Origin of the sequence: Pseudomonas sp. JH-2, assembly GCF_036231725.1 — a bacterium.
GTDB lineage: Bacteria > Pseudomonadota > Gammaproteobacteria > Pseudomonadales > Pseudomonadaceae > Pseudomonas > Pseudomonas delhiensis.
The window spans coordinates 52,621-70,833 of sequence record NZ_JAZAQP010000001.1; the positions used below are offsets into that span (position 1 = coordinate 52,621).

At 68.6% G+C, this 18,213-nt stretch carries 17 protein-coding genes and 1 pseudogene; 13 read left to right on the forward strand and 5 right to left on the reverse strand.

Annotated features, from left to right (window positions below; translation table 11 throughout):
* Positions 1 to 109 precede the first annotated feature (109 nt).
* Both VV867_RS00210 and VV867_RS00215 read right to left on the reverse strand, forming a co-directional pair.
* Entirely contained in the window at positions 110 to 361 is a 252-nt protein-coding gene (locus VV867_RS00210) for a BrnA antitoxin family protein (protein ID WP_089390009.1), read from the reverse strand.
* Positions 339 to 617, reverse strand: coding sequence for a BrnT family toxin (locus tag VV867_RS00215; RefSeq protein WP_089390010.1), 279 nt, complete (start codon positions 615 to 617; stop codon positions 339 to 341). The genes VV867_RS00210 and VV867_RS00215 overlap by 23 nt, the downstream gene beginning before the upstream one ends.
* A gap of 131 nt (positions 618 to 748) precedes the next feature.
* Here VV867_RS00215 and VV867_RS00220 point away from each other — a divergent pair, with 131 nt between their 5' ends.
* From VV867_RS00220 to VV867_RS00250, 7 genes are all read left to right on the forward strand, one after another.
* Positions 749 to 1,597 carry a mechanosensitive ion channel family protein gene (locus VV867_RS00220; protein WP_109935992.1) on the forward strand — a complete coding sequence of 283 codons (849 nt, stop codon included), beginning with the start codon at positions 749 to 751 and terminating at the stop codon, positions 1,595 to 1,597.
* 266 nt (positions 1,598 to 1,863) lie between these two features.
* Complete coding sequence (locus VV867_RS00225; RefSeq protein ID WP_275628435.1) at positions 1,864 to 2,340, forward strand: GspH/FimT family pseudopilin; 477 nt, start codon at positions 1,864 to 1,866, stop codon at positions 2,338 to 2,340.
* Positions 2,337 to 2,873, forward strand: coding sequence for a type IV pilus modification protein PilV (gene pilV, locus VV867_RS00230; RefSeq protein ID WP_328565330.1), 537 nt, complete (start codon positions 2,337 to 2,339; stop codon positions 2,871 to 2,873). The genes VV867_RS00225 and pilV overlap by 4 nt, the downstream gene beginning before the upstream one ends.
* A gap of 1 nt (position 2,874) precedes the next feature.
* Positions 2,875 to 3,630, forward strand: coding sequence for a PilW family protein (locus tag VV867_RS00235; RefSeq protein ID WP_158546442.1), 756 nt, complete (start codon positions 2,875 to 2,877; stop codon positions 3,628 to 3,630).
* Positions 3,627 to 4,208: a pilus assembly PilX family protein gene (locus tag VV867_RS00240; RefSeq protein WP_328565331.1), complete on the forward strand. Its 582-nt coding sequence runs from the start codon at positions 3,627 to 3,629 to the stop codon at positions 4,206 to 4,208. Before VV867_RS00235 ends, VV867_RS00240 begins: the two co-directional genes overlap by 4 nt.
* Before the next feature lie 9 nt (positions 4,209 to 4,217).
* On the forward strand, positions 4,218 to 7,724 hold the full coding sequence (locus VV867_RS00245; RefSeq protein ID WP_328565332.1) for a pilus assembly protein: 3,507 nt from the start codon (positions 4,218 to 4,220) through the stop codon (positions 7,722 to 7,724).
* Entirely contained in the window at positions 7,721 to 8,116 is a 396-nt protein-coding gene (locus tag VV867_RS00250) for a type IV pilin protein (RefSeq protein ID WP_275628438.1), read from the forward strand. Before VV867_RS00245 ends, VV867_RS00250 begins: the two co-directional genes overlap by 4 nt.
* Here VV867_RS00250 and VV867_RS00255 read toward each other — a convergent pair.
* Positions 8,113 to 8,700: a TIGR00730 family Rossman fold protein gene (locus VV867_RS00255; RefSeq protein ID WP_275628439.1), complete on the reverse strand. Its 588-nt coding sequence runs from the start codon at positions 8,698 to 8,700 to the stop codon at positions 8,113 to 8,115. The two genes, VV867_RS00250 and VV867_RS00255, sit on opposite strands and share 4 nt — an antisense overlap.
* 374 nt (positions 8,701 to 9,074) lie before the next feature.
* Here VV867_RS00255 and azu point away from each other — a divergent pair, with 374 nt between their 5' ends.
* Positions 9,075 to 9,521 carry an azurin gene (gene azu, locus VV867_RS00260; RefSeq protein ID WP_009613416.1) on the forward strand — a complete coding sequence of 149 codons (447 nt, stop codon included), beginning with the start codon at positions 9,075 to 9,077 and terminating at the stop codon, positions 9,519 to 9,521.
* Between the two features lie 102 nt (positions 9,522 to 9,623).
* A complete protein-coding gene (gene trhA, locus VV867_RS00265) occupies positions 9,624 to 10,256 on the forward strand; it encodes a PAQR family membrane homeostasis protein TrhA (RefSeq protein WP_109935984.1) in 633 nt (210 codons plus the stop codon).
* A 466-nt stretch (positions 10,257 to 10,722) separates the two neighbouring features.
* Here trhA and nadE read toward each other — a convergent pair whose 3' ends face one another.
* Both nadE and VV867_RS00275 read right to left on the reverse strand, forming a co-directional pair.
* On the reverse strand, positions 10,723 to 11,550 hold the full coding sequence (gene nadE / locus VV867_RS00270; protein ID WP_109935983.1) for an ammonia-dependent NAD(+) synthetase: 828 nt from the start codon (positions 11,548 to 11,550) through the stop codon (positions 10,723 to 10,725).
* Between the two features lie 68 nt (positions 11,551 to 11,618).
* Positions 11,619 to 12,552, reverse strand: a pseudogene (locus VV867_RS00275) (LysR family transcriptional regulator); the annotation flags it as partial.
* Between the two features lie 145 nt (positions 12,553 to 12,697).
* On the opposite strand from VV867_RS00275, the gene amaB reads away from it, so the two are divergent.
* From amaB to VV867_RS00295, 4 genes are all read left to right on the forward strand, one after another.
* On the forward strand, positions 12,698 to 14,188 hold the full coding sequence (amaB, locus tag VV867_RS00280; RefSeq protein WP_328565333.1) for an L-piperidine-6-carboxylate dehydrogenase: 1,491 nt from the start codon (positions 12,698 to 12,700) through the stop codon (positions 14,186 to 14,188).
* Positions 14,189 to 14,344: 156 nt separating this feature from the next.
* A complete protein-coding gene (gene amaA / locus VV867_RS00285; protein ID WP_328565334.1) occupies positions 14,345 to 15,628 on the forward strand; it encodes an L-pipecolate oxidase in 1,284 nt (427 codons plus the stop codon).
* 388 nt (positions 15,629 to 16,016) lie between these two features.
* Positions 16,017 to 17,153, forward strand: coding sequence for a branched-chain amino acid ABC transporter substrate-binding protein (locus VV867_RS00290; RefSeq protein WP_009613410.1), 1,137 nt, complete (start codon positions 16,017 to 16,019; stop codon positions 17,151 to 17,153).
* A 143-nt stretch (positions 17,154 to 17,296) separates the two neighbouring features.
* On the forward strand, positions 17,297 to 18,211 hold the full coding sequence (locus VV867_RS00295; RefSeq protein WP_089390024.1) for an ABC transporter permease subunit: 915 nt from the start codon (positions 17,297 to 17,299) through the stop codon (positions 18,209 to 18,211).
* Positions 18,212 to 18,213: the final 2 nt, after the last annotated feature.

Sequence of the window (18,213 nt, forward strand, 5' to 3'; positions counted from 1 at the left end):
CGTTCGCGGTTATCCGCCGCCGACCGGAACACCGGTGCCCGAGGACAACTGCAGGAAAAACGCCGTCGTAGGATGGGTGGAGCGAAGCGATACCCATCGCCCCCCGTCATCAGGCCTTCCGATGGGCCTCCATGTAGCGGCGCAGCAACTGGTTGATGCGCGTCTGGTAACCGCTGCCCTGGGCCTTGAACCACTCCAGCACGTCCGCGTCCAGGCGGATGGTGACGGTCTGCTTGGCCGGGACGCGCAGTTCGGCGTGGCGGAAGAAGTCCTCGCCCAGTTCGGGAATGTCACTGGTGTCGATGGCATCGTCGCCCTGTTCCACCAGCCGCTTCCAATCAGTCTTCGATGCTTTCGACATAGCGCCTCACCTCCTGGCGTGTGGCCTTGCGCGCCGAGATGATGCGGATCACCTCGCCCCGTCGTTCGGTATAGACCACCACGCCGACGAGCCGCCGGAGCCAGCCGATGGCGATCCAGCGCTCTTCGTCGTAGTCGAGTCGGTCATCGCGCAAGGCCAGCAGCGGGTGCTGGAAGATTTCCGGCACGTCGCGGAAATCGATACCGTGCTTGCGGATGTTGGCCTGGTTCTTGGCCTCGTCCCATTCGAACTGCATGGGATATCCTGTATTTACAGTTGTAAATACACTATAGCGCTTCCAGTGTGCTTGAGCACCTGTCCGGGCAAGCTGCAAACGGCGTGCTAGCTTTTCCCTGGTCATTTCCCAATCAACGGATGGGCCAGGCAATGGGCGACACGAACATCGTCAATGTGGGTACGGAGAAGTTCAACGAAATCTGGTCGCTGGTGCAGCAGTACGCCCTGGCCTTCGGCATCAAGATCCTCGCCGCCATCGCCTTCTGGGTGATCGGCCGCTGGCTGATCGGCATGGCGGTGGGCATGGTCCAGCGCGCCCTGGGCCGGCAGAGCGTCGACCCGACCCTGCTGCGCTACGTCGGCTCCTTCATCACCGTGACCCTCAACATCGTCCTGGTGATCGGCATCCTCGGCTACTTCGGCGTGCAGACCACCAGCCTGGCGGCGCTGATCGCCGCGGCCGGCGTGGCCATCGGCATGGCCTGGTCGGGGCTGCTGGCCAACCTCGCCGCCGGCGGCTTCATCATCGTCCTGCGGCCGTTCAAGGTCGGCGACTTCATCACCGCCGCCGGGGTCACCGGCACGGTCAAGGAGATCGGCCTGTTCGTCACCGCCATCAACACCCCGGACAACGTGATGACCCTGGTGGGCAACAACAAGATCTTCGGCGACACCATCCAGAACTACAGCCACAACGACTTCCGCCGCGTCGAGCTCAAGGCGCAGCTGTCCGGGGCGGCCGACTACGCCGCTGCCGCGGCGCTGCTCAAGGAACGCATCGCGCAGGTCCCCAACGTGCTCGCCGAGCCGCCGGTGGACGTCGAGATTCTCGAGTTCAACCTGGTCGGCCCGGTGCTGGCGGTGCGCCCGTACTGCCACAACGACAACTACTGGCAGGTCTACTTCGACACCAACCGCACCATCAAGGAGGCCCTGGGCACCGGCTTCCCGGCGCCGATGCCGGCGCAGACGGTGATCGTGCAGCAGGCCGGCGGCTGAACCCGCCGCCCAGGCGCCGGGGGCGGCCACCACGGCTGCCCCGGGCGTTCCCGCGAGCAAAACCGATGGGTGGTTGCTAGCGGGGGATGGCCGGTCTTTTAGTAGTCCCTTTCCCATTTATGTAAGACGTTTCAGTTTGCACTTGTGGCGAACATCCCGCTGAGGTTAGGGATGCGTCCGGCATATCCTCCATTGCCAACCATCGCACCCTGGATAGGCAGCGACCGCTCGATTGCCGGTCGCATCGTCCGCCATCCGGGGCCAGCATGCCGAACCTCCGTCTACCCGCCGCCTTCAGCCTGATCGAACTGCTGGTCTGCCTGGCGCTCCTGGCCATTGCTGCCAGCCTCGCCGTGCCCGCCTTCAACCAGTTGCTGCGCAACCAGCAGGCGCAGGTGGCGGCGGAACAGCTGCACGCGCTGCTGCTCTACGCCCGTGGTGAGGCGGCCACGCGGGGCCGACCGGTGTCCGTCCGCGCCGCCCAGGCCGATGGCTGGGCGGGGCCGCTGGAGGTGCGCGCCGGCACCGGGCTCCTGCGCCAGCAGGCGGGGCTGGCGCAAGTGGATGTCGAGGCGCCGCGGTCCGCAATCGAGTTCCGTGCCGACGGCAGCATGGGTGGCGCGGTGCGCGGCGACTTCTGCATCAGCGTCTGCCCCAGGGGCAGCCAGGCGTCCTGCCGCCACCTCAGGGTCCAGGGCAGCGGCCGGGTGAAGCTGCCCGCCGGCGGGAGGTGCGGGGCATGAGGCGGGCGCATCGCGGCTTCAGCATGATCGAGGTACTGGTGGCGCTGCTGGTGGTCGCCGTCGGCGCCCTCGGCATGCTCGCCCTGCAGGGGCAGGCGATGCGCCACAGCGTCGACGCGAACCTGCGCAGCAATGCGGTGATGCTCGCCGAGGAGCTGCTGGAGCTGATGCGCAGCAACCGCGACGTGCTGTTCGATGCGGCGGGCCAGCTGAATGGCGAGTCCGACTACTTCAAGGCGGAGAACGTGGCCTTTCCGTCGCAGTCGGCCAACTGCGCCTCGCGCAATCGCGGCGGTGGCGGCGCCGAGGTCGCCAGGGCCGACCTCCATTGCTGGCGCGAAAGGGTGGAGCGGTTGCTGCCGGTCACCCCGGCTGTTCTGGCCAGGCAGTTCGTGGTCTGCCGCAGCGGTCCGGCCGAAACCTGTTCGAGCGGGGCAGGGAGCCTGGTGATGATCCGCGTCGCCTGGGTCGATGAGCGTTCCAGGCTGTGTAACGACAGCGTGTGCAGCTACGTGCTGCGGGCGGAGCCCTGAGATGCGGGCCTGCCACTTGCGCGGTCGGCAGCGGGGGCTGTCGCTGGTCGAGCTGATGGTGGCGCTGCTGCTCGGCGCTTTCCTGATCCTCGGCGTGACCCAGCTGTTCCTCGACCAGAGGCGCCACGCCCAGTCCCAGTTCGGCCAATTGGCCAACCAGGGCAATGCCCGTTTCGCCGCCGCCTCCATCGAGCGCCTGGTGGCCCGCGCCGGCTACCGGGCCAGGCCGGAGCTGCAGATGCCCGCGGAGGCCTTCCCGCCACGCCCGGCCGGCAGGGGCTGCCCGGCGTTCGCAGCGGGGCAGACGGTGGCGCTGGCCTCCAGCCAGGCTGGCGCCGCGCTGTGCGTGCGTTACCAGCGCGGCATGGAGGCCGAGGAGGTGGATTGCAGCGGCGCCTCGCTGGGCTTCTCCGCGGCGCCGGCCACCGTGCTGGCCCGCCTGACGCTGGACCGCACCACCGGAGAACTGGGCTGCGCATCCGCCCTGGAGGGAGGCAGCATGGGCGCCACCGGCGTGCTGGTCGACGGCCTGGTGGACTTCAGCTTCCAGCCGGTCCCCAAGGCCGGCGACAAGGTGCAGCTGCTCGACCTGTACCTGCTGTTCGCCAGCGAGCGGGGCCTGCAGGGCGGCATCGCCAGCGACGTGCTGGACGACTGGGAGGCGCTGAGCGGCCGCAAGCCGGCCATCCCCGCCGACGATGGCCGCCTGCTGCAGATCGGCCTGGCCGGCGTCGCCCTGAGGAACCCGAGCCCATGAGCCCCCGCCCGAGCGCCCAGGCCCAGTGCGGCGCCGTGCTCATGGTGGCGCTGGTCATGCTGCTGATGATGACCTTGCTGGCTCTGGCCGGCATCACCGCCAGCCAGCTGGAAAGCCGCCTGGCCGGCAACCGCGCGGAACTGGCGCGCACCTTCAACGCCGCCGAGTCGGCCTTGCGCGAGGTGGAGCGGCGCCTGGCCCGCGAAACCCGGGAAGACGACGGCCGCGGCACCAGCTGCATCGATCGCAAGGGGCTTTGCGTACTGCTCGCCACCAGCGTCCGCAGCGTCAGCGACGAGCGTTGGCGGTGGCATTGGGGCAACGACCCGGACGCCTGGTGGGGCCAGGCGCAGAACGCCGTCGACTACCTGGGCTCCGACAACGTGAGCCGCTTCGAGCACAGGCTGCGCCAGCACGCCGCCTTCTTCGCCAGCGACGGCGGCGGGCTCAACCTCGGCAACCTCGGCGAGCCGCAGCTGCGCACCGATTACTACTACGTCGGCGCCTTCGCCAGCGGCGATGCCGGGCGCACCCCGGTCATCCTGCAGTCGGTGTTCGCCCGGCGCTATGCCAATTGAGGAGAGCCGATGAACCCTCGCCATCACCTGCACCTTTTCATCGTCGGCATGGCCGCCCCCTGGCTGGTCGCTCCGGCGGGCGCCGCGCAACTGAACATCAGCCAGCAGCCGCTGTTCCTCACCCAGACGGTGGCGCCCAACCTGATCCTGACGATGGACAACTCCAACAGCATGAAGTGGGCCTTCGTGCCCGACGTCACCGGCTACGAATCGACGAGGGTGCGCAATACGCGGCGGGCGAAGTCGGCCAGCTACAACCCGATGTACTACAACCCGGACATCGACTACCAGGTGCCGAAGAAGGTCGAGTTCGTCAACGGTGCCCTGAGGGTCAGCGACTACCGGATCAGCGACAGCGATCAGTTCAACTTCAGGCGGGTGCAGGTCAACGGTTTCAGCGGCATGCGTGGTGCGGTCGACCTGTCCAGCGACTATCGGGTGAGCTGGCAATACGACCCCACCGGTGGCCAGGCCACCAACTTCAACAGCAGCACCAACTATGGCGGGAGCACGGGGCGCATCTACCACCTGGCGGAGAACCCCGCCGCCGACTTCAAGACCGGCGGCTGGAGGCCCGACGACCGCACCCGCAAGGGCGTGCCGGCCTATTACTACCGGTATGACCCGAGCCTGCAGAAGAACTGCAGGCTGGACAACGACAACTGCTACCGCCTGGTGAACGTCTCGGCCAGTTCCGGGCCCGGCGGCCGCGACGAGCGGCGCAACTTCGCCATCTGGTACGCCTTCTACCGCAACCGTGCCCTGGCCACCCAGAGCGCCGCCAACCTGGCCTTCAACAGCCTGCCCGAGAGCGTGCGCCTGACCTGGCAGGACCTGAGCAACTGCACCACCCTCGATGCCTCGCGGGGCTGCAACGGCGTCAGCTACAGCGGCAGCAACCAGTTCCGGCCGTTCGCCAGCCAGGGCCGGGCGAACTTCTTCCGCTGGCTGGGGGACATCAACTACAACACCGCCACGCCCTTGCGCGTCGCGCTCGACCGGGCCGGCAAGTTCATCGCCAAGCGCGACGGGCCGGCCTACGACTTCCAGCCCGGTGGGCAGAAGCAACCGCAGTTCGCCTGCCGCCCCAGCTACCACCTGATGATGACCGACGGGAAGTGGAACGGGGGCGAGGGCTCCAGGGTCGGCAACCTCGATGGCGGCAACGTCACCCTGCCGGATGGCAGGCGGTACGCGCCGCTCGCGCCCTACCGGGACGGGGCCGGCAACACCCTGGCCGACCTGGCGTTCTACTACTGGGCCAACGATGCGCGCAAGGACATCCCCAACCAGCTGGCGCCCCACATTGCCGCCGCCGATGCGGACGCCACGCGCCAGTACTGGGACCCGCGTAACAACCCCGCGACCTGGCAGCACCTGGTGACCTTCACCATGGGCCTGGGCCTCGGGCGCGCGCTGGAGAAGCCCCAATGGGCCGGCAGCACCTTCGAGGGGCCCGGCTACCAGGGATTGCTCGATGGCAGCATCGCCTGGCCGGCGGCCGCCGCGGACAGCGACAACAACGTCTACGACCTCTGGCACGCGGCGATCAATTCCCGCGGCGAGTTCTTCAGCGCCGAGGACCCGCAGCAGATGATCGATGCCTTCGCCAGCATCCTCTCGCGGATTGCCAGCCGCACGGCCTCGGCGGCGCGGCCGGCGGTGGCGGCGGGCGAGGTGAAGGACCAGGCGCACGTCTATGCGGCGTCCTTCTCCAGCGAGGACTGGAGCGGCGACCTGGTCAAGTACCGGCAACTGGCGGACGGCCGCCGGGAGGCGCTGTGGAGTGCCAAGGGGCTACTGGATGCGCGCACCGCGCCGCGCAGGGTCCTGATGCGCAAGGGCGGGGCCCTGGCCGAGTTCACCTGGGCCAACCTGGATGCCAGCCAGAAGGCCGCGCTGAACCGCACGCTCTCCGGCGACAAGGACACGCTCGGCGAGGCGCGCCTGGGCTTCCTGCGCGGCAAGCGCGACCTGGAGGGCGGGACCTTCCGCACGCGCGGCGCTCTGCTCGGCGACATCGTCAACTCGGCGCCGCTGCTGGTCGCGGCGCCCTCCCGGCCGGCCCACGCGCGGGACAGCCTGGAAGCCCCCGGCGCCTACAGCGAGTTCAAGGCGGCCCAGGCCGCGCGCGAGGCGGTGGTCTACGTCGGCGCCAACGACGGCATGCTGCACGCCTTCGATGCGGAGGCGGGCGAGGAGCTCTTCGCCTTCGTGCCCTCGGCGGTGGTGGGCAACCTGCACCGCCTGGCCGACCCGCGCTACGGCAGCACGGAGCACCGCTACTTCGTCGACGGCCCGCTGGTGGCCGAGGACGTGTTCTTCGACGGCGCCTGGCGCACGGTGCTGGTCGGCGGCCTCGGCGCCGGTGGCCGGGCGCTGTTCGCCCTGGACGTCACCGAGCCGCGGGCGCCGAAACTGCTCTGGGAAATCGAGGGCGGCGCCGGCCCGTTCGCCCGCCTGGGCCACAGCCTGCCGCGCCCGGCCATCGTGCGCCTGGCCAGCGGCCGCTGGGCGGTGCTGGCGGCCAACGGCTACGACAGCGTGCAGGACATGGCGGTGCTCTACCTGATCGACATCGGCAGCGGCGAGCTGATCCGCGAGCTCAACGTGAGCAAGGGCGGCGATGCCGCCAACGGCCTGTCCAGCCCGCGCGCGGCGGACATGGATGGCGACGGCATCGTCGACTACGCCTATGCCGGCGACCTGCTCGGCAACCTCTGGCGCTTCGACCTGCACGGCGCCGGCGGCGAGGCGGTGGGCCTGGCCGGCCGGCCGCTGTTCCAGGCCCGGGATGCCAGGCAGAAGGTGCAGCCGATCAGCGCGACGCCCTGGCTGGTCCGGCACCCGTCCGGCCAGGGGGTGCTGGCGCTGCTGGGGACCGGCAAGTACTTCGAGGTGAACGATGCCCAGGCCGACACCAGCAAGGCCATGAGCCTGTACGGCATCTGGGACCGGCAGGTCGCCGGGGAGCCGGCCGACGGCGCCTCGACGGTGCAGCGCGGCCACCTGCAGGTCCAGCAGATCGAAGATGACGGCGATGGCTACCGGACGCTCAGCGACGAGCCGCTGGCCTGGGCACCCGCCACGCAGAAACCGGGCGCTTCCGGCACGGGTAGGCATGGCTGGCTGCTGGACCTGCCGATGACCGGCGAACGCGTCGTCGCCGACCCGGCCGGCAGTGGCCGGCTGGCATTGTTCTCCACCCTGACGCCGAACGTCGATCCTTGCAGCGATGGCGTCAGCACCTGGCTGATGGCGCTGAACCCGCTGACCGGCGGGGCGCCGTTGGCCGATGCGCTGGACTACGACCGCAACGGCGTGATCGACGACCGTGACCGCGAGGGCGGCGCGAAGGTCGCCGGCCTGCAGTTCCCCGGCCTGGGCGGCACCACCATCGGTTTCGACCTCGACAGTGGCCTGGGCCTGGCCCATGGCAGCGAGGGTTCGCTGCGCTTCTTCGACGGCATCCGCCCGGGGCGGCAGAGCTGGCGGATGATGAGGGTCGAGCAATGAGGCGGCAGGTTCGGCCAGGCGGCTTCAGCTTGCTGGAGCTGCTGGTCGCGCTGGCGATCGTCGGCATACTCGCCGCCATCGCCTACCCCAGCTATATGGAACACGTCAACCGCGCCAAGCGCGCGGAGGGGCGGGCCTTGCTCCATGAGGTGGCAGCACGCCAGGAGCGCTTCTTCGCGCAGAATTTCCGCTATGTGGTGAGCGACGACCTGGTCGGCCAACTGGGCATGCAGGCCCTGTCACCCAATGGCTACTATCGGTTGGCGCTGGGGGAAGGGCCTGGCGGCTACCAATTGACCGCGGTGCCGCAGTGGAGCGACCCCCGCTGCAGCAACCTGACGCTCGACGCCACCGGGGTTCGCGGCCCGGCGGCGGTGGATTGCTGGCGCTAGGTCGGCGTGCGGTCGACCCACTTGGGCGCGGCCAGGGGCTTCCAGGCCTGCAGGGCGTCGACCAGCTCGGCCGGGGTGGCGCCGCGCTGCAGCATCTGGCGGTGTTCTGCGCGGACGAAGCGTTCCTGCACCAGGTGGTCGAGGAAGGTCAGCAGCGGGTCGTAGAAGCCGTCCACCTCCAGCACGCCCAGCGGCTTGGCGTGGTAGCCCAGCTGGCCCCAGGTCCAGACCTCGAACAGCTCCTCCAGGGTGCCGAGCCCGCCGGGCAGGGCGATGAAGGCGTCGCTCAGCTCGGCCATGCGCGCCTTGCGCGCGTGCATGCCGTCGACCACTTCCAGGCGGCTCAGGCCCTTGTGGCCGATTTCCGCCTCTTTCAGGCTCTGCGGGATGATCCCCACCACCTCGCCGCCGGCGGCCAGGGCGGCATCGGCCACCATGCCCATCAGGCCCACGGCGCCGCCGCCATAGACCAGGCGCAGGCCACGCTCGGCGATATGCCGGCCGAGGCTCTCGGCCGCTTCGCGGTAAATGGGGCTGGCACCGGGGCTGGCGCCGCAGAATACGCAGATGGAACGCAAGGTCATTGCCTGGAACTCCGTGACCGTCAAAACGGTCGTCAGAGTAACTGCTGCGTGTCCGCGCTCCAAGCCGCCATGGCCGACCTAGCCGCCACAGGCGCCCTGGGCATAGCATGCGAGGACTTGCTGAAAAATTGTATACATGTTTGTATCCGATTTGTCGGGCATGGCGACGCTCTCCGTCAGGCATCCGTGACGGTCTATGCTGGACGGGGCGCGCTAATTTGCCTCGTTGAAAGTTCGTATCAGCCTGATAGAACTGCATGCTGGCAAGACCATGGCGCCGCCCGCACCGAATTGACCTGGATCAGCAGGCGCCGCCCGACTATCGGGCAGTCTGCCGTTCCGGATTCTCCGCCCAACCTGCCCAGGAGGCTCGTATGTTCCACAAACTCGCTGCTGTCACCCTGCTCGGTCTGTTCAGCGCCCCGCTGCTGGCTGCCGAATGCTCGGTGGACATTCAAGGCAACGACCAGATGCAGTTCAACACCAACGCCATCAGCGTGGACAAGAGCTGCAAGACCTTCACCGTGAACCTGTCCCACCCCGGCGCCCTGCCGAAGAACGTCATGGGCCACAACTGGGTGCTGACCACCGCCGCCGACATGCAGGGCGTGGTCGCCGACGGCATGGCCGCGGGCCTGGACAAGAACTACCTGAAGGACGGTGACACCCGCGTGATCGCCCACACCAAGATCATCGGTTCCGGCGAGAAGGATTCGGTGAGCTTCGACGTCTCCAAGCTCAAGGAAGGCGAGCAGTACATGTTCTTCTGCAGCTTCCCGGGCCACTCGGCGATGATGAAGGGCACCCTCGCGCTCAAGTGAGTTCGTCGGCCCGCACGAAAGCCCGGCTTGCAGCCGGGCTTTTTCGTTTTACCTTATCCCTGTACGCGGCGCCTCGTGTTGCGGTCGCCGCCAGGGGGAAGCATGTATCACGGTGAACGTTTCAATGCCTGGACCCACCTGCTCGGCGCCGTGGCGGCGCTGGTGGGCGGCACCTGGCTGGTGGTCGCCAGCAGCCTGCTCGGCGATGCCCTGAAGATAGTCGGCGTCTCGGTCTACAGCGGCAGCCTACTGCTGCTCTACAGCGTCTCCACCAGCTACCACAGCGTGCGCGGGCGGGCCAAGGCGGTCCTGCGCAAGCTCGACCACCTGTCGATCTACCTGCTGATCGCCGGTAGCTACACGCCCTTCTGCCTGGTCAGCCTCAAGGGCGCCTGGGGCTGGACGCTGTTCGGCATCGTCTGGGGCCTGGCCGTGCTGGGCATGCTGCAGGAACTCAAGCCGCGCTCCGAGGCGCGGGTGCTGTCCATCGTCATCTACGCGGTGATGGGCTGGATCGTACTGATCGCCCTGGGCCCGCTGTACCGCGCCCTCGGCCCGGACGGCGTGGCCTGGCTGGTGGCCGGCGGGGCCAGCTACACCATCGGCATCCTGTTCTTCGCCTACGACGAGCGCTTCCGCCACTGGCACGGCATCTGGCACCTGTTCGTGATCGCCGGCAGCCTGCTGCACTTCATCGCGGTGTGGCTCTACGTGCTGCCGGCGCGGGGGGCGTAGGAGCGGATCTCATCCGCGAAGCGCGCCGGTGGTGCCGGCCATCGCGGACAAGGCCCGCTCCTGCAATCGTGTTTCCCGGTGACGTAGGCGTTGGGTTCGAAAGCGCCCTCTCCCCAACCCTCTCCCGCAAGCGGGAGAGGGGGCTGTCCTCTGCTGGGGGAAAGACCGGAGCCACCCTCGTACCTTCGTCATTCCTGTGAACGCGGCAACCTATTAGACAGTTGCCTCTACAGGGGCGCGGGGTGGGTGGGGCGCCAAAGTCACTGGGTTCCCGCGTCCGGGGGAATGACGAGGGTAGCTGGGCGTATCAGGATGATGCCGGGCTCGCCGAGCGCTCCGAACGGCCCCCTCTCCCTTCAGGGAGAGGGTTGGGGAGAGGGGACGGCGTTGATCCAAACACCAACGGTGTCCGGGGTGCGCCATTCGCGAGCAAGCTCGCTCCTACAGGGAACGGCGTCGGGCCGGCTCACGGCGCCTTCGGCAACTGGCGCTTGTGGTGGGTCTTCTCGTAGGTGCGCTTGATGATCTCGAAGGCTTCCGGGCTGACCGGCTGGCCGTGCAGGAAGGCGTCGATCTCCTGGTAGGTCACGCCGTGGGCGTGCTCGTCGGGCTTGCCCGGCGCCAGGTCCTCGAGGTCGGCGGTCGGCACTTTTTCCACCAGGAACTCCGGGGCGCCCAGGCTGCGGGCGATGGCGCGCACCTGGTGCTTCACCAGGCCGGTCAGCGGGGCGATGTCGCAGGCGCCGTCGCCGAACTTGGTGAAGAAGCCCATCACCGCCTCGGCGCTGTGGTCGGTGCCTACCACCAGGCCCTGGCGGGCGTTGGCGATGGTGTACTGGGCGACCATGCGCATGCGCGCCTTGGTGTTGCCCAGGGCGAAGTCCACTGTGCCGGCGGGCAGGCCGTCGAGGGCGCGGGTCTGCTCGGCCAGGGCCTGGACCGCCGGGCCGATGTTCACCGTGTGGCGCTCGTCCGGGGCGATGCAGTCCACCGCCGCCTGGGCGTCGGACTCGTCGCCCTGCACGTTGTACGGCAGGCGCACGGCGATGAAGCGGTAGTCCGGGTTGCCGGTCTGCTCGCGCAGCTCTTCCACCGCGCGCTGGCAGAGCATGCCGGCGGTGAGGGAGTCGACGCCGCCGCTGATGCCCAGCACCAGGGTCCTGGTGCCCGACTCGCGCAGGCAATCCTGGATGAAGCGGACGCGCCGCTGGATTTCGGCCTGCACCTGGGCATCGGACTGGAAGGGCGGCTGCACGTTGAGGTCTTTGGCGATGGTGTCTTGGATGGTCTTCATGGGGCTCCTCGATCCGGCTGTGGACAGGACGCGCCTGTCGGATGCGGAAAAAATACCAGCCCGCGGCGCGCCGGGCGATGTCCGGATGGTCGCGGGACGCTGGGATCAGGTTCTGGCCAGGTGCTCGCCGATCCACTCGACGAAGGCGCGCACCTTGGGCACCGCCGCGGCGTGCTCGGGGTAGGCCAGGTAGTAGGCGCTGCGGCTGTGCAGGGCGTGGGGCCAGGCGACCACCAGCTTGCCTTCATGCAATTCCTCTTCCACCAGGAAGCGCGGCAGCAGGGCCACGCCGCAGCCGGCCTGGGCGGCGCGGATGCACATGTAGAAGGTGTCGAAGCGCGGCCCGTGGAAGCTGTGCTCGCTGCGCCGGTCGAGGCTGGCGAACCACTCGTGCCAGGCTTCCGGACGGGTGGCGTTCTGCAGCAGCACCAGCTCGTCCAGCTGCAGCGGGTCGTCCAGCGGCTGCGCCGGGAGGATCGCCGGCGAGCACACCGGCAGCATCTCCTCGCCGAACAGGTGCAGGCATTCGGCGCCGGGCAGGGTGCCGGGGCCGAAGAAGAAGGCCACGTCGCAGCGCTGCTGCAGCAGGTCGTCGGGCTCCAGCTCCTGGCGCAGGTCCAGGTGGATGTTCGGATGGCGGTGGCGCCAGCCGTTGAGCAGCGGGATCAGCCAGCGCGCACCGAAAGTGGGCGGGGTGGACACGCGCAGCACCTCGGTCTCGCCGCCGTAGGACAGCAGGTAGCGGGTGGACAGCTCCACCTGGCTGAGGATCTTGCGCACCTCCTGCAGGTACAGCTCGCCTGCCGGCGTCAGCTGCAGGCGCCGGCGCACGCGGCGGAACAGCAGGTGCTGGAGCATCTCCTCGAGCTGCGCCACCTGCTTGCTCACCGCGCTCTGGGTCAGCGCCAGCTCCTCCGAGGCGCGGGTGAAGCTCAGGTGCCGGGCCACGGCTTCGAAGCACTGCAGGGCGGTCATGGAGGGCAGGTGGCGTTTGTTCAGCATCGCTCGGTGTCCGGCCGGGGCGCCTGGCGCCCCTGGCATGAATTTACGGAATGATGTGCATAGGAAACGTCGTTTGTTGGCCGCCCGCAAGCCGGTTATTACTGCTTGCATTCCAATGTCTTAACCGACCGGCTCAGGAGACGCGATGATTTCCGCACTGCTCGAGAAACTGGGGGTGGATTCCTCCCTCTACTCCAACGGCGACCATGTCATCCACAGCCCCATCGACGGCAGCCGCCTGGGCGCCGTGCGCCTGGAAAGCGCCGCCGAGGTGGAGCAGAAGATCGGCCGCGCGGCCCAGGCCTTCGGCGCCTGGCGCGCGGTGCCGGCGCCGCGCCGCGGCGAGCTGGTGCGCCTGTTCGGCGAAGAGCTGCGCGCGCACAAGGCCGAGCTGGGCGAGCTGGTGTCCTGGGAGGCCGGCAAGATCACCCAGGAAGGCCAGGGCGAGGTGCAGGAGATGATCGACATCTGCGACTTCGCCGTCGGCCTGTCGCGCCAGCTCTACGGCCTGACCATCGCCTCCGAGCGCCCCGGACACCACATGCGCGAGACCTGGCAGCCGCTGGGCGTGGTCGGCGTCATCAGCGCCTTCAACTTCCCGGTCGCCGTGTGGTCGTGGAACACCGCGCTGGCGCTGGTGTGCGGCAACCCGGTGGTGTGGAAGCCGTCGGAGAAGACGCCGCTCACCGCGCTGGCCTGCCAGGCCCTGTTCGACAAGGCCCTGGCGCGCTTCGGCGACGCCCCGGCCTGCCTCGGCCAGGTGGTGATCGGCGACCGCGCCGCCGGCGAGGCCCTGGTGGACGACCCGCGCGTGGCCCTGGTCAGCGCCACCGGCAGCACCCGCATGGGCCGCGAAGTGGGCCCGCGCGTCGCCGCCCGCTTCGGCCGCAGCATCCTCGAACTGGGCGGCAACAACGCCATGATCCTGGCCCCCAGCGCCGACCTGGACATGGCCGTGCGGGCCATCCTGTTCAGCGCCGTGGGCACCGCCGGCCAGCGCTGCACCACCCTGCGCCGGCTGATCGCCCACGAATCGGTGAAGGACGAGATAGTCGCGCGCCTGAAGGCCGCGTACTCGAAGGTGCGCATCGGCCACCCGCTGCAGGGCAACCTGGTCGGCCCGCTGATCGACGAGCGCAGCTTCCTGGCCATGCAGGGCGCGCTGGAACAGGCGCGCGGCGAGGGTGGCGTGGTGTTCGGCGGCGAGCGCCAGTTGCAGCAGCAGTTCCCCGACGCCTTCTACGTCTCCCCGGCCATCGTCGAGATGCCCGAGCAGAGCGACGTGGTGCGCAGCGAGACCTTCGCCCCGATCCTCTACGTAATCCCCTACAGGGACTTCGACGAGGCGCTGGCGCTGAACAACGCCGTGCCCCAGGGCCTGTCGTCCTGCGTGTTCACCACCGACGTGCGCGAGGCGGAAGCCTTCATGTCGGCCATCGGCAGCGACTGCGGCATCGCCAACGTCAACATCGGTCCCAGCGGCGCGGAGATCGGCGGCGCCTTCGGCGGCGAGAAGGAAACCGGCGGCGGCCGCGAATCCGGCTCCGACGCCTGGAAGGCCTACATGCGCCGGCAGACCAACACCGTGAACTGGTCGCGGGAGTTGCCGCTGGCGCAGGGGATAGTGTTCGATTGACTGCAAGCTGCAAGCTGCAAGCTGCAAGCTGCAAGCTGCAAGCTGCAAGCTGCAAGCGCAAGACCAGGGTGTGACTTCTAGCCGTGGGTGAGGCGGCGGGCTCTTTCTTGGAGCTTGCCGCTTGCCGCTCGCGGCTCCTTGTACAAGGATCAGCGGATGTCGCTTCGCCAAGAGTGTCTGTGGGAACACCTGACCCCCGAGCGGCCGCAGGCGCCGTCGTTGCTGGGGGAGCGCAAGGCCGATGTGTGCGTCATCGGCGCCGGCTTCACCGGGCTTTCGGCGGCCCTGCACCTGCTGGAGGCGGGGCGCAGCGTCTGCGTGCTGGAGGCCCATCGCACCGGCCATGGCGGCGCCGGGCGCAACGTCGGGCTGGTCAACGCCGGCCTGTGGATTGCGCCGGACGAGATCGAGGCGGGCATGGGCGCGGAGGTCGGCGCGCGGCTCAACCGCATGCTGGGCGCGGCGCCCTCGCTGGTCTTCGCCCTGATCGACAAGTACGCCATCGATTGCCAGGCGCGCCGTGAAGGCACCCTGCACATGGCCCACAACCCGCGCGGCCTGGACGACCTGCGCAGCCGCTGCGAGCAGTGGCAGCGCCGCGGCGCCCCGGTCGAGCTGCTGACCGGCGCGGCCTGTGCCCAGGCTTGCGGCACCGAGCGGATCGCCGGCGCGCTGCTCGACCGCCGCGCCGGCACCCTCAACCCCATGGCCTACGTCAGCGGCCTGGCCCGCGCCGTGGTGGGCCTGGGCGGCGAGCTGTACCACCACTCGCCAGTGACCTCGCTGGAGCGCGAGGGCGATGCCTGGCGCGTTTCCACCGGCGACGGCAGCGTGCTGGCGCAGAAGGTGGTGATCGCCTCCAGCGCCTACACCGAGGGCGAGTGGACGCAGCTGCGCCGCACCTTCTTCCCCGGCTACTACTACCAGGTCGCCTCGCGCCCGCTGGAGGGCGCGGCAGCCGCGCGCATCCTGCCCGGCGGCCAGGGCTCCTGGGATACACGCCAGGTGCTCAGCAGCATCCGCCGCGACGCCGACGGCCGCCTGCTGCTCGGCAGCCTGGGCAAGGGCACCGGCAAGCCGGAGTGGTTCATCCGCAGCTGGGCCGACCGCGTCCAGCAGCATTACTTCCCGCGGCTGGGCAAGGTGGACTGGGAATTCACCTGGACCGGCTGCATCGACTTCACCCCCGACCACCTGATGCGCCTGTTCGAGCCGGCGCCGGGGCTGCTCGCCATGAGCGGCTACAACGGCCGCGGAGTGACCACCGGCACGGTGGTCGGCAAGGCCTTCGCCGACTTCCTGCTGCGCGGCGAGGCCAGCGCCCTGCCCATGCCCCTGCGGCCGCTGGAGGAAATCTCCGCGGCGGGCCTGCGCAGCTGCCTGTACGAGGCGGGCTTCTCGCTCTACCACGCCGGCCAGTGCCTGCGCGTGGTGATCTAGCGGCCGCGCCCAGGGCGGGGCGCCCGGCCCCGTCCGCCTCATCTGGCCCCTTCTGCACTTTGGTCTAGCCTTTTTGGTGCGTTACCTCGAAGGGCGCGCACCGAGAATGTGCAGTTAGGTGACAGTGAAGGTTACCGCTCGGGTTGCGCCCCGTGGCTGCTGGTTGTGCCGGCTCGCGGGATGGATGGTTGCACCCTTTGGATGTCTGGGTTGCACCTTTTGTTTTAGGGGGTTGCACACGCCAAAAGCTGTTTTCTGCCGGCCCTGGCCGGTTCTGCTGTCCGACTTTTCAAATAACAAAAACGGATGGCACGCGGCTTGCTGTTGGCTAGACGCCAACATCTGTTGTTTCGCGCGTCATCACAAAAAACCTCAGGAGCAAAACTCCATGTCGCAGAAGATTTTCAGAAAAGGCTTTCTGGCCCTGGCGGTAACCGCCGCGATGGGCATGACTTCTCTCGCCCAGGCCGACGTCGTGATCGGCGTCGCCGGCCCGCACACCGGGGCCAACGCCTCCTTCGGCGAGCAATACTGGCGCGGAGCGACCCAGGCCGCCGAGGACATCAACGCCGCCGGCGGCGTCAACGGCGAGAAGATCAAGCTGGTGAAGGCGGACGACGCCTGCGAACCGAAACAGGCCGTGGCCGTGGCCAACCGCCTGGTGGACGAAGACAAGGCGGTGGCGGTGGTCGGCCACTTCTGCTCCTCCTCCACCATCCCCGCCTCGGAGGTCTACGACGAGGCCGGCATCATCGCCATCACCCCCGGCTCGACCAACCCGCAGGTCACCGAGCGCGGCCTCTCCGGCATGTTCCGCATGTGCGGCCGCGACGACCAGCAGGGCATCGTCGCCGGCGACTACATCGTCGACGTGCTCAAGGCCAAGAAGGTCGCGGTCATCCACGACAAGGACACCTACGGCCAGGGCCTGGCCGACGCCACCCGCGCGCAGCTGAACAAGCGCGGCGTGAAGGAGGTGCTGTACGAGGGCCTGACCCGCGGCGAGAAGGACTTCAACGCCCTGGTCACCAAGATCCGCGCCTCCGGCGCCGAGGTCGTCTACTTCGGCGGCCTGCACCCCGAGGCCGGCCCACTGGTGCGGCAGATGCGCGAACAGGGCCTGACCGCCAAGTTCATGTCCGACGACGGCATCGTCACCGACGAACTGGTCACCACCGCCGGCGGCCCGCAGTACGTCAAGGGCGTGCTGATGACCTTTGGCGCCGACCCGCGGCTGATCCCCGACGGCAAGGCGGTGGTCGAGAAATTCCGCGCCGGCGGCTTCGAGCCCGAGGGCTACACCCTCTACGCCTACGCCTCGGTGCAGGCCCTGGCGGCCGGCTTCAACGGCGCCGGAAAGACCGACCCGGCGGCTGCCGCCAAGTGGCTGAAGTCGCACCCGGTGCAGACCGTGATGGGCAAGAAGGAGTGGGACCAGAAGGGCGACCTGAAGGTCTCCGACTACGTGGTCTACGAGTGGGACGACAAGGGCAAGTACCACCAGCTGGACGCTTTCAAGAAGTGACCCCGGCCTGAAGCGCCGACTGCCGGCGCCGCCACGAGCGGCGCCGGCATCCTCCGCAGGTCGACGTCGCCCGCTGGCGGTCACGAGCCGCACCAGGGCGCCACGTCAGCCTTTTCCTGCCCCGCATGCGTGAGTACCCAATCGTGGACGGCATCTTTCTCCAGCAAATGATCAACGGTCTGACCCTCGGGTCGGTCTACGGCCTGATCGCCATCGGTTACACGATGGTCTACGGCATCATCGGCATGATCAACTTCGCCCACGGCGAGGTTTACATGGTCTCGGCCTATCTTTCCGCCATCGGCCTGGCACTGCTGGCCTTCTTCGGCCTGCACTCCTTCCCGCTGCTGATCCTCGGCACGCTGATCTTCACCATCTTCGTCACCGGCGTGTACGGCTGGGCGATCGAGCGCATCGCCTACAAGCCGCTGCGCAACTCCACGCGCCTGGCGCCGCTGATCAGCGCCATCGGCATGTCGCTGATCCTGCAGAACTACGTGCAGCTGTCCCAGGGCCCACGCCAGCAGGGCGTGCCGACGCTGCTCGAAGGCGCCTTCAAGCTGCACATCGGCGACGGCTGGGTGCAACTGACCTACACCAAGCTGTTCATCCTGCTGGCCTCCTTCGCCGGCATGGCCGTGCTCACCTACGTGATCCAGTACACCAAGCTCGGGCGCATGTGCCGCGCCACCCAGCAGGACCGCAAGATGGCCTCGATCCTGGGCATCAACACCGACCGGGTGATCTCCTACGTGTTCGTCATCGGCGCCGCCATGGCCGCGCTGGCCGGCGTGCTGATCACCATGAACTACGGCACCTTCGACTTCTACGCCGGCTTCATCATCGGCATCAAGGCGTTCACCGCCGCGGTGCTCGGCGGCATCGGCTCGCTGCCCGGGGCCATGCTCGGCGGCCTGATCCTCGGCGTCGCCGAGGCGCAGTTCTCCGGCATGGTCAACACCGACTACAAGGACGTGTTCGCCTTCGGGCTGCTGGTGACCATCCTCATCTTCCGACCGCAGGGACTCCTGGGCCGGCCCCAGGTATCGAAGGTGTGAGC